11 protein-coding genes are annotated in these 10,597 nt (G+C 67.8%); 6 read left to right on the forward strand and 5 right to left on the reverse strand.

The window, feature by feature from the left end:
- The first annotated feature begins 74 nt into the window (after positions 1-74).
- A complete protein-coding gene (locus OG474_RS20440; RefSeq protein WP_405063933.1) occupies positions 75-758 on the forward strand; it encodes a DUF4328 domain-containing protein in 684 nt (227 codons plus the stop codon).
- Here the strand turns inward: OG474_RS20440 and OG474_RS20445 are convergent.
- Complete coding sequence (locus OG474_RS20445) at positions 703-2,745, reverse strand: penicillin acylase family protein (RefSeq protein ID WP_405063934.1); 2,043 nt, start codon at positions 2,743-2,745, stop codon at positions 703-705. The two genes, OG474_RS20440 and OG474_RS20445, sit on opposite strands and share 56 nt — an antisense overlap.
- Before the next feature lie 127 nt (positions 2,746-2,872).
- Here OG474_RS20445 and OG474_RS20450 point away from each other — a divergent pair, with 127 nt between their 5' ends.
- Together OG474_RS20450 and OG474_RS20455 are read left to right on the forward strand one after the other, a co-directional pair.
- Positions 2,873-3,586 (forward strand): siderophore-interacting protein, encoded by a 714-nt coding sequence (locus OG474_RS20450; RefSeq protein ID WP_405063935.1) that lies wholly within the window; start codon positions 2,873-2,875, stop codon positions 3,584-3,586.
- 15 nt (positions 3,587-3,601) lie between these two features.
- Positions 3,602-4,048, forward strand: a complete 447-nt coding sequence (locus OG474_RS20455) for a GNAT family N-acetyltransferase (RefSeq protein WP_405063936.1) — start codon at positions 3,602-3,604, stop codon at positions 4,046-4,048.
- On the opposite strand, the gene OG474_RS20460 is transcribed toward OG474_RS20455, so the two are convergent.
- Both OG474_RS20460 and OG474_RS20465 read right to left on the reverse strand, forming a co-directional pair.
- A complete protein-coding gene (locus OG474_RS20460; protein WP_405063937.1) occupies positions 4,045-4,212 on the reverse strand; it encodes a hypothetical protein in 168 nt (55 codons plus the stop codon). The genes OG474_RS20455 and OG474_RS20460 overlap by 4 nt on opposite strands.
- Before the next feature lie 25 nt (positions 4,213-4,237).
- Entirely contained in the window at positions 4,238-4,642 is a 405-nt protein-coding gene (locus OG474_RS20465; RefSeq protein ID WP_405063938.1) for a VOC family protein, read from the reverse strand.
- Positions 4,643-4,756: 114 nt separating this feature from the next.
- Here OG474_RS20465 and OG474_RS20470 point away from each other — a divergent pair, with 114 nt between their 5' ends.
- A complete protein-coding gene (locus OG474_RS20470; RefSeq protein ID WP_405063939.1) occupies positions 4,757-5,881 on the forward strand; it encodes a peptidoglycan-binding protein in 1,125 nt (374 codons plus the stop codon).
- A 793-nt stretch (positions 5,882-6,674) separates the two neighbouring features.
- Here OG474_RS20470 and OG474_RS20475 read toward each other — a convergent pair.
- Positions 6,675-7,718 (reverse strand): aldo/keto reductase, encoded by a 1,044-nt coding sequence (locus tag OG474_RS20475; RefSeq protein WP_405063940.1) that lies wholly within the window; start codon positions 7,716-7,718, stop codon positions 6,675-6,677.
- Between the two features lie 59 nt (positions 7,719-7,777).
- Between OG474_RS20475 and OG474_RS20480 the strand changes: the two genes are divergently transcribed.
- Positions 7,778-8,809 carry an aminotransferase class V-fold PLP-dependent enzyme gene (locus tag OG474_RS20480; RefSeq protein WP_405063941.1) on the forward strand — a complete coding sequence of 344 codons (1,032 nt, stop codon included), beginning with the start codon at positions 7,778-7,780 and terminating at the stop codon, positions 8,807-8,809.
- Positions 8,810-8,819: 10 nt separating this feature from the next.
- Positions 8,820-9,221: a MerR family transcriptional regulator gene (locus tag OG474_RS20485; RefSeq protein WP_405063942.1), complete on the forward strand. Its 402-nt coding sequence runs from the start codon at positions 8,820-8,822 to the stop codon at positions 9,219-9,221.
- On the opposite strand, the gene OG474_RS20490 is transcribed toward OG474_RS20485, so the two are convergent.
- Entirely contained in the window at positions 9,218-10,498 is a 1,281-nt protein-coding gene (locus OG474_RS20490) for an FAD-dependent oxidoreductase (protein WP_405063943.1), read from the reverse strand. The genes OG474_RS20485 and OG474_RS20490 overlap by 4 nt on opposite strands.
- Between the last annotated feature and the right edge of the window lie 99 nt (positions 10,499-10,597).

Here is a 10,597-nt window from a genome sequence, read left to right on the forward strand (position 1 = left end):
CCGAGGGCGTCCGGGGTGGGCGCACCGCTGCGACCGTTGTGGTGACGAGAGGGGTTGCCGTGAGCGTTGACGAAATGACGGTTGCGAGGCGGTTGTTGATGCGGGAGCCACGGTTGCGGAATGTTCGGGGGGTGGGGATCGCGGCTTGTTGGGCGATCTGTGTGACGGTGGTGGCCGAGTTGGGGCTGACGGTTGGGGCGTGGCAGATCACGCTGGCCGGGGAGTCTGTGCTGACCGGGACGGAGTTGTCGGCGGGTGATGTGGTGCTGCTGGCGGCCGTGGTGATGTGGGCTTTGGGGTCGCTGGCGGCGGCGGTGCTGTTCATCGTCTGGTTGCTGCGGGCGCGGGAGAACTCGGAGTTCTTGTGTGACGGCAAGCATTCTTACGCGCGGGCGTGGGGCGGGGTCGGGTGGTTCGTGCCGGTCGCGGCGTTGTGGGTGCCGGGGAGGTTCGTGCAGCAGGTCGCGGCGGCGAGTGATCCGCGGATCGGGGCGCGGGACGCCTGGATCCAGAACGTCAAGGACTCGACGGTTTCGGTCTGGTGGGGGTTCTGGATCATCTCGTTCGTGGCGAACTTCTTGAGCGTCCGGGTGTCGGGCGGGTCGGGTGACGTTCTCGGGGTGGGAGCGCTTCTCCTGTTGACGATCAGTACGGTGACCGGCGGTCTGGCGGGGGTCTTCGCGGTGTTGGTGATTCGGATGATCAACCGGCGGCAGAGCGCTCGGAATCCTGTTCCGTGGTGGCACGCGCCGGCGTGATGACGGGGATCAGCTCACCGCGCAGCCAGAACTGCAGCTGGTCGTGGTGGTGCGGGTGACCTTGGATGCCGGAGGCACCTAACGGGACGACCCACGAACTGGCGGAGCGGTCGGCCAGATCCCAGGCGAAGCGGGCCGCGGAGGCGCGGACGCAGAGGTCGGTCAGGCCGGGGATACTCGAGGTGGACCAGACGCAGTGGTGGTCGCCGGACAGGCCGAGGTCGATCGGGTCTTCGTCGGGTGTGAAGAGCGGGGTACGGAGTGGGTGCAGGGGAGTGAGCTGATGGGTCTCGCTCCAGGGCGGGCGCGGCTTGCCATGGGCAACGTCTTCGAGGGCGGCCCGGATGATCGTGGTGACGTCGAGATCGGCGGACTCGAGGAGGTTCTCGAGGGCGATGGCGACGTGGGCGAGCGGGTCCAGGTAGGGCGCGAAGATCGGTGGGCAGTCGGCGTTCTCGAGGATGCCGAACCGGTCGGCCAGACGGGCGATGACGGCCTTGCGGACAGCGGCGTACGTCGACGCGATAGTGCTGTCGCCGTTCATCCGACGGTCCCAGTCGAGGAGATCGTTGCGCAGGGCAACAGCCTCTGAGGAAAGATCGGTACTGGGAAGCCGGTCGAGGATCATGCCGGCGGAGTTGAGGTAGGTGTCGGTGTGGATGGTCGGCATGTCGTCGACCGACCAGTCGGAGCGCTCGTGCAGGAGCTCGCGGATCCGGTTCACGCGGTGCGGTGCGGCGAACTCGACGCCGAGTGGCGTGGCGATCCCGCGCGCGTTGGCCATCGCCTCGGGGCCGGTGACGGTTGCCTTGGGCATCGGCTTCCAGCCCGTCCAGGCGAAAGCTGTTTCCCAGGCCGGTACGACGCGCAATCCGTTGGCCTCGTGGCGTTCCGGGACCATGCCCGCGACGCGGTGCAGCAGCCCGCCGTTGACATCGGCGGCGAAGACGACGTTCACCGGCTCGACCCAGTCTTCCAGAATATCGTCGATATCCGCAGCACTGGTTGCCTGAAGCAACCTGGGCATCGCCTCGAAGCCGAGGCGCTTGAGGACCCGCGGTGGGTAGCGCAGGCTGAGGGTCTGCCCCGGTTGGTCGACGATGATCGGGCCGCGCTCGGTCTCGATGACGTCGATCGTCACGGGATCCGCGCCGGCGATCTCGACGACCTCGGTGTGCTGGGAAGCCGGTTCCCAGCCTGCAGGGCCGAGCGCCTCGACCGAGGATCCGGTCCGGCGGAGCTGTTCGGCGTACACATCTTGGTAGTCGGCCGTGGCGTTGGTGATCGCCCAGGCCACCTTTCCGGCGTGCCCGAAGTGCGCGATCCCGGGGATGCCAGGAACGGCCAGCCCCAGTACGTCGTACTCGGGGCAGGCGAGGCGGATCTGCTGGTACACGCCGGGGTGCTCGACGTACCGGTGCGGGTCGCCGGCGATGATCGCCTGGCCGGTGGTCGTGGCCGAGCCGGGGATCAGCCAGCCGTTGCTGCCGGACGCGCTCGGGCCCTCGGAGGTGAACAGCTGCAGGTATTCCTCGCCGAGCCGCTGCGCGACATGGGTGCGCCACAACTTGCCGGGGAAGCCCGCGAACAGGATGTGTACGGCGAGCCAGATGCCGAGTGGTGTCCACGGCTCCCACTCGCCCGGTGTCAGTCCGGTCTGCGCGAACTCGGGAGCTTCCGCCGATGGGAGGGCCGAGTTCACACCATCGACGTACGACGTGACCCAGGCGCGGGTGTCGTCGTCGAGCGCGTCGAAGCACTGCCGGGCGGTGTCGGCGAGCCGGGCCTGCCGGGCGAAGGTGTCCCACGGGAGTGCGTCCGGGCCGAGGAAGGCGGCGGTCGTTCCGTTGAACCGGTGCCGGGCGAGCTCGAGCTGCCACGCGCGGTCGTGCGCGGCGTTCGCGCCCTGGAGGTGGACGAGAGCGAGTGGATCACCGGCCTGCAGGTGGGGAACGCCATACGCGTCGCGGGTCACCTGAGGATTCACGCCGTGCCTCGCTTCAGTTAGGGTAGCCTTAGTTATCTATCTAACTTAGAAAACCTGGCTCACTCGTCCGGATCAACCTATGGACTGAACGAGACCGGCCGCAACGACAATTCCCAGGAGGTACGGCGTGGGGCACGGCTGGGAAGGCGCGGTCCTCAAGCTCTTCCGCGGGAAGGACTTCGTCTTCACCGTGACGGGTGCCGAGGATGTCACCGAGCGGTACCGCCGGGTGCACTTCACCGACGGCGGGCTGCTGGCGGCGATCGGCGTCCATCCGACCATGTGGGTGCGGCTGTGGTTCGACAAGTTCGGCAAGCCGCATCAGCGCGCGTACACGCTGGTCGATCCGGATGTCGAGAACGGCACGTTCAGCATGGAGTTCGCGCTGCACGAGGGCTGTGCGAGCGACTGGTCGCTGAAGGCGCAGCCCGGGGACACGATCGACGCGACCTTGCAGGGGACCGGGTTCGAGATCCCGGATCCGTTGCCCGCCCGGATGCTGGTGATCGGTGCGCCGGCGTCGTTGCCGGCGATCAATTCGCTGCTCGCCGTGGCGCCGAAGCTGCCCGCGACGATCTGGTTCGAGACCACGCACGAGGGTGATCGCGAGCTGCCGTTCCGGACCGACCCCGGGCTGCATGAGGTGCGCAATCTGTCGAGCCAGGAGCTGGTTGAGGCGGTCAAGAGCGAGCTGCCCGAGTTCATCGACGATCCGGCCGGCGCGTACGTGTGGATCGCCTGCGATACCCGGATGACTCGCGCGCTCACGTCGTACGTGGTCAAGGAGCTCGAGGTGCCCCGGCATCGGGTAAAAGCCCTTGGCTACTGGCGCGCAGCCTGAACTACCGTGAGCCGAATGATCACACCACTCGACCTCACCGACCGCGCGCTGGCCGAGCGGGTGCTGGCGATTCAGCATGCCGCGTACGCCGTTGAGGCCGAGCTGATCGGGTTCGACGGGATCCCGCCGTTGCAGGAGGATCTCGCCGGGCTGATGGCGTCGACGGAGCGGTGGCTCGGCCGGTACGACGGCGAAACCCTGGTCGGCGCGGTTGCGTATGAACTCGAGCCCGGCGTGGTCGAGATCAGTCGGCTGATCGTCGACCCGGCCCACGCGCGACGCGGCCACGGCCGGGCTCTGCTCGACCATCTGGATGCGCTCGAACCGCGTCCGGTCAGCCGGGTCTCCACCGGCAGTCTCAACGCCCCGGCCGTGAGTCTCTACGCATCCCGCGGCTATCAGGTGCGGGCGCGTCTCGAGGTGGCTCCGGGCGTCGAGATCACTGCCTTCGAGCGCGGTTAGCGGCGCGGCGGGTTCGGCTGCGGGCCCTCCGAGACCTCGCCGGGGTGATCCGGCGGGTCGACCTCATGGTCGGTCACCTCGACCCCTTCTTCGGCCAGCGCGGCTTCGACCTCCGCATCGAGCTCACGACCTGCACGCGGTAGACCAGGCCTGTCGAAACTCATGGCGCTCTCCAGTTGCTCGGGGATTTCAGTATGTCTGGAGTTCGAGCAGTGTGCCGTTCGGGGCGCGCAGATGCGCGGTGCGGAGGTTCGGACCCCACTGCGGCCGGTCCTGCGGAGCGGTCAACACGGTCGCGCCGAGCTTCTCGAGGATCCCGGTGGCATCGTCGACCGAGTCCACCTTCAAGACCAGCATCGAGCTGTCCTGCGCATCGGCCTGCGCCGGCAGCGCCGTCGTACCGATGGTCCCGGCGATCTGGTCGCGACCGAACAGGACGAGGCCGGTCTGGCCGTCGAAGTCCCAGTTCGCGTACTGCGCCTCGTGGATCACTTTCACTGGTTCGACACCGAACAGCTCGCGCAGTGCGGTCTCGTAGAAGTCGACCGCTGCCGCGAAGTCGCTGACCAGGAGTCGGGGGTAGAGCGCGTCCATGTCTCCACCCTGCTGTCGGCGGTCGGGAAAGTCCACCCTGTTAATAACTAACCGTTGTCTGTATTGTCTTCGGTGAAAATCTTCATCACCGGTACCGCCCCACTGGAGGATGAGATGGTCCGACGTGTTGTCGTTGGTTTCCTGGCCCTGGCAGTCGCCGGTCTGGCGCTGCTCGCCCCGGCCCCGGAATCGCGAGCCGACGAGCTCGCGGGTCCGACCGCGGCCCAATTGAAAGCTCGCGCCGGTGGCTGCGAGACCCAGCTGTCGAACGGGAAGTACGCGCAGGACTCCGGGGGATCGCGCACGGTCGCGGTCTGTAAGTCCGGTGACGCGGTGCACTGGACGGCCGACTTCGACGTGGACTGCGACGGTCAACGCACCACGCAGTGCAACGAGAACACCGATCCGTCGTTCCAACCGAACACCTCGTGGAACCAATCCGACGGTCGCCCACTCAACGCGGCCGGTCTGCCGTTCATCGTCGTACCGCTGTCGAGCTCGATCTGGAACTTCCGGAACGCCGGCATCAACGGTGCGACCATCGCCGCGGTCGTCTACCAGGACAAGGTCGCGTACGCCGTTGTCGGTGATCAGGGCCCGACCGGGATCATCGGCGAAGGGTCGTACAAGCTGGCCCAGCAGCTCGGCATCAACCCGAACCCGTCGTCCGGTGGAGTGTCCGGTGCGGTCGTCACCTACATCCTGTTCCCCGGGGTGTCCGCGGTGCCGATCGAGAACCAGACCGACGCTGTCTCGAAGGGCGAGGCGGCCGCAACGGCCTTCGTGAACAGCACTCAGACGTGCGCCTCCACCAACCTCGACTTCACCGCGTACCCGGCGCTCCAAGCGGGTTCCACCGGCGGCGCCGTACGGGCTGCGCAGTGTCTGCTCGGCGGAACCAGTGAGCCCAGCGGAACCTACGACACCGCCACGACCGATGCGGTCAAGGCCTTCCAGACCCGGGTAGGCCTGCCCGCCGACGGCCTGATCGGCGCCAAGACCTGGACCGCCCTGCTGTCCGCCGGCGACCAACCCACCATCCGCAACGGCTCCACCGGTACGGCGGTCCAACGCCTGCAACGGTCCTTGACCGCGGCCCTGGCTCGGACAGTCATCATCGACGGCCAATTCGGCCCCAGCACCGAAACCGCCGCCGAGGACTACCAGCGAACCAGAGCCCTGATTGTCGACGGAGTGGTCGGTCCAGTCACCTGGACCGCCCTCCAAGCGGGGAAGTAGCAGCGCTAACGTCCGAAGCATCGGAGCGCACGGTCGGCGTGTTTTCGGACGCTAGCTCGCGGTGGGCCCGGTCGCGGTCGCTTTGTGGGGATCTGCTGCCGCTGAGAGGCAGTAGGCCCCCGCAGAGGTGGTCGGTGTGCCCCCGATTCGCGCCGCACCGGACAGGCCGGACATGTACACGGTGATTGGTCACCGCGGCGGCCGGATTTACTGAAGCGCTAGGGGGGCGTGGTCTGTGGCTGAGGGGGATGGCGAGGCCGGTGACCACGGTTGCGGTTGCTTGAGCTTCCGGGCTATGGCTGGGGTCGCTAACTCGAAGAAGTGCCCCCTGCGAGTGGCGCCAGCGTGCAATCAGCACTCGAGTGTGGGGACCGTGCCGCCGGATATCGATTTCCAACGACATACTCCTCACACTCGACGCCCAGGAACTCACACTCCGAACCTCCCGCAATGCGATCTGGGGAGGATTCACCCCCCGAATCCGTCCCAAAACTTCCCCAAATCGGCGCGACGCCGAGCCGCCACCAAATCGCAACAGGCACTGGTTGACAGCAGATCCCCACAAACCTTCCCCGGCGGCTCCGATCGGATGCGGCCGGTGGTGGCGCGAGACAGCGGCGGTGGGGAGTTCTACCGGTCGTTTTCGGGTGGTACGGCTCCCCAGCCCGCCGCACGGCCGCCCCCAACCGGCGGTGCATTTGAACGGATAACCCCGCAAGTTGTCCCTTCCCCCCTCGCATGAAGGGGGAGAAGGAGCGATCTCGACGGTTAACCGTCGAGATTTCGGAGTGGGTCAGCGGTCGGCGATCGGCCGGCGGCGGGCCTCCGGGGTGAGGGAGGGGTCGGGCCAGGCGCCGTTGGAGTGGTAGATGTCGGTGCCGGGCGGGACGATCTCGTCGATGCGGTCGAGGGTGGCGTCGTCGAGGGTGAGGTCGGCGGCTTTGAGGAGGCCGTCGAGCTGCTCCATCGTGCGGGGGCCGTTGATCACCGAGGTGACCGCCGGATGGGTGGTGACGAAGGCCAGGGCTAGTTCGGGGAGGGAGAGGCCGGCGTCCGCGGAGACCTCGACCAGCTGCTCGACGGCGTCGTACTTGGCGGCGTTCGCCGGCAGCGACGGGTCGAAGCGGTCCGGGGCCAGGCCGGCGCGGCCGGTGGTGAGGTCGATCGGCTGATCCTTGCGGAACTTGCCGGACAGGAATCCCCAGGCGAGCGGGCTCCAGGTCAGGACGCCCATGTTCAGCCGGCGGGTGGTCGGCAGCAGCGACCGCTCGATCCCACGGCTGAGCATCGAGTACGGCGGTTGCTCGGTCCGGAACTTGCCGTACCCGCGACGCTCGGACACGTGGTACGCCTCGACGATCTGCTCGGCAGGGAACGTCGACGTGCCGAAGGCGCGGATCTTGCCCTGGCTGACCAGATCGGTGAGCGCCCAGAGGGTCTCCTCGATCTCGGTCGTGTGGTCGGGGCGGTGGATCTGGTAGAGGTCGATCCAGTCGGTGTCGAGGCGGCGCAGGCTGTTCTCGACCTCCTGGATGATCCAGCGGCGCGAGTTGCCGCGCCGGTTGCGGGTGTTCTCGTCGTCCAGCGGGAAGTGCACCTTGGTCGCGAGTACGACGTCGTCGCGGCGGCCCTTCAGTGCCTTGCCGACGATCTCCTCGGACTCGCCCGAGGAGTACATGTCCGCGGTGTCGACGAAGTTGATGCCCTGGTCGAGGGCGGCGTGGACGATCCGGACGCAGTCCTCGTGGTCGGGGTTGCCGACCGCTCCGAGCATCATCGTGCCCAGGGCCTGAGTGCTGACTTCGATTCCGGTACCGCCAAGGGTTCGATAGCGCATGACACGGAGGCTAGAAGCTAGAGCGCTGTCTAGGTCAAGCCATCCGTAAGGTGGGAAGCGTGGACTACAAAGATCTGTGGAGACCCGAGCCCGGCTGGCTGAACACCGCGTCGTACGGCCTGCCGCCGCGGCCGGGCTGGGAGGCGTTGCAGGCTGCTCTGGCCGACTGGCAGGTGGGCGCCACCAGCTGGGAGCCGTGGGACGAGTCGACCACCCGGTCGCGGGAGTCGTTCGCCCGGCTGGTCGGCGCCGACGCCAAGGACGTGTTCGTCGGGAGCACGGTCTCCGGATCGATCGCGCCGATCGCCGCCGCGTTGCCGGACGGTGCGCGTGTGCTCACGGATGACATCGAGTTCACCTCGAACGTGTTCCCGTGGAAGGTGCACGAGGACCGCGGGGTCGAGGTGATCGCCGTACCGGGTGCCGAGCTGGTCGCCGCGATCCGGCCCGGGATCGACGTGGTCGCGGTCAGCGCGGTGCAGTCGGCGACCGGCGCCGTACTGGATCTCGCCGCGGTAGTTGCCGCTAGCAAGGAGATTGACGCGCTGGTCGTGATCGACGCCAGCCAGGGGATGGGCTGGTTGCCGCTCACCGTCGACGGTATCGACGCGCTCGTCGTGCACACCTACAAATGGTTGATGTCCCCGCGCGGCGCCACGCTCGGCTATCTGTCGCCCCGGTTGCAGGAGCGTTGCCGCCCAACCGCGGCCGGCTGGTACGCCGGAGCTGACGTGCACTCGTCCTACTACGGCGACCGGATGGAGCTGGCCGAAGGTGCGCGCCGGTTCGATCAGTCGCCTTCGTGGTTCTGCTTCGTCGGAGCCGCCCCGGCACTCGAGCTGGTCGAGCAGATCGGCGTCGAGACGATCAACAAGCACAACCTCGAGCTGGCCAACGAGTTCCGCGACGGCCTCGGCCTCCCGCCGTCGAACTCGGCGATCGTCAGCACCGCTCGGCCCGGCGCGGAGGCGGCGTTCGCCGAGGCAGGTATCCGGGCAGCGGTTCGGGGCGGGAAGTTGCGGGCGTCGTTCCACATCTACTCCACCCGCGACGACGTTCACCAGGCGCTGGCTGCGCTCAAGGCGACGTAGGCTCAAAGGCATGGGGCTGAGCATTGGGCAGGTAGCGGAGCGGACCGGGCTGAGCGTGCACGCGCTGCGGTTCTACGAGCGCGAAGGGCTGCTCGCCGATCAGGTACGGCGTGAGTCCAACGGCAGGCGGGTCTACTCGGAGGACGACATCGGCTGGCTGGCGATGTGCGTCAAGTTCCGGTCGTCGGGGATGCCGCTGGAGACCATCCGGCAGTACACCGAGCTGGTCCGGCAGGGCTCTGGCAACGAGCAGGCTCGGCTGGAGCTGCTGCGCAGTCACCAGGAGCACATCGCCGCGCAGATCGATGACCTGCAGGAGTCTCTGCGGGTCATCACGCACAAGGTGACGATCTACGAGGAGCACGTCGCCGCCGGGACCGCCTCCTGCCAGTGGGTGGCCCCACCGGATTAGCTCGCGCGAAGCACGCGGAAGAGGGTCGACGGCGCGAGCAAGGACGGCGGCCCCGCGAGCAGGTTGGCCACCTCCAGGAAGCGGCGGCCGACGACCGGGTCCGTCTGGGCCGCCTTGTTCAGTCGGCTCAGGTAGCGGATGAGCAGGCGGGACGCTAACGGCTGTTTGCCCGTGGTGGTGTCGAAGCGCAGGTCGTTGGAGACGGACATGACCCAGGCGGTGTCGACGAGCTTCGCCATTCCGGTGAAGTAGCGGCGAGTCACCTCGTCGGAACCGGCCTCGAGCGTCTCGGCCAGATGTTCGGCCGCCAGCGCCGCGATCGTCATCCCTTGCCCGTACGCCGGATTGAAGCAGACGAGTGAATCGCCGGCCGCGACGAAGCCCTCGGGAAGACGCGCGGCCTTCTCGTAGCGACGCCGTACGCTCGGGCCGATCCGGTAGCGAACCGGCTCGGTCAGCGGCTCGGCACGAGTGATCAGCCGGTGCAGTTCCGGCCCGTCGAGCCGGGCCGCGAAGTCCTCGAAGGCGCCCGGCTCGGCCGGCGGTGGGTTGTCCTCCATCCCGACCAGCGTCACGAGCCAGCGGTCGCCGTCGTTCGCGCCGACTCCGCAACCGACCGGATTGTCCGGGTAGTGCCCCGAGATCACGCCGGTGAAGTCCGCGTCGCCCTGCACTCGGCGGTACTCGCGCGTCGTGTAGACGATTCCGGCCCGGACCTCGTCCTGCGGCGCGGCGTCGTACCCGAGTTCACGCAGCCAGGTCGGACCGCGGTTGCTCCGGCCGGTGGCGTCGACCACGAGGTCCGCGTCGAGGTGCTCACCATCGATCCGTACGCCGGTCACTCGGCCGTTCTCGGCGGTCAGCCCGTCGACCGTCGTACCGGGGCGGGTGACGATGTTCGGCACCTCGGTCACCTTCGCCCGCAGTACTGACTCGATCAGCGGCCGACCGGCGAGCAGACCGGCCAGATTCGACGGGGCACGCTTGAGCAGGCGGCCTTCGTTGTACCAGAGGACGTCGTTGTGCAGGTCGTTCGCCACCGCGCCCCGCCGGACCAGCTCGTCGCGGAACCCAGGCACCAACCGCTCGATCGTCTGATGCCCGCGGGCGAGCAGTCCGTGTGCGTGCCGACTCTGCGGAACGCCCTTTCGATGGACGGCCTCCAGCGGCAGCTCGTCCCGGTCCAGAACGACAACCTCGTCGTACCACCGGCTCAGCACCTTCGCCGTCAGCAGCCCCGCCATGCTCCCGCCCGCGACCACAGCCCTCGTACCCATGCTCCCAGGCTCCTTCAGCACCCGATGAATTCCCCGCGCCATCGGGCAGACCTCGGGGCACCGGCGCGTGGGTTGATAGGCGGCGTCTATCAGGTCATA

Source organism: Kribbella sp. NBC_01505, from assembly GCF_045040285.1.
Lineage (GTDB): Bacteria > Actinomycetota > Actinomycetes > Propionibacteriales > Kribbellaceae > Kribbella.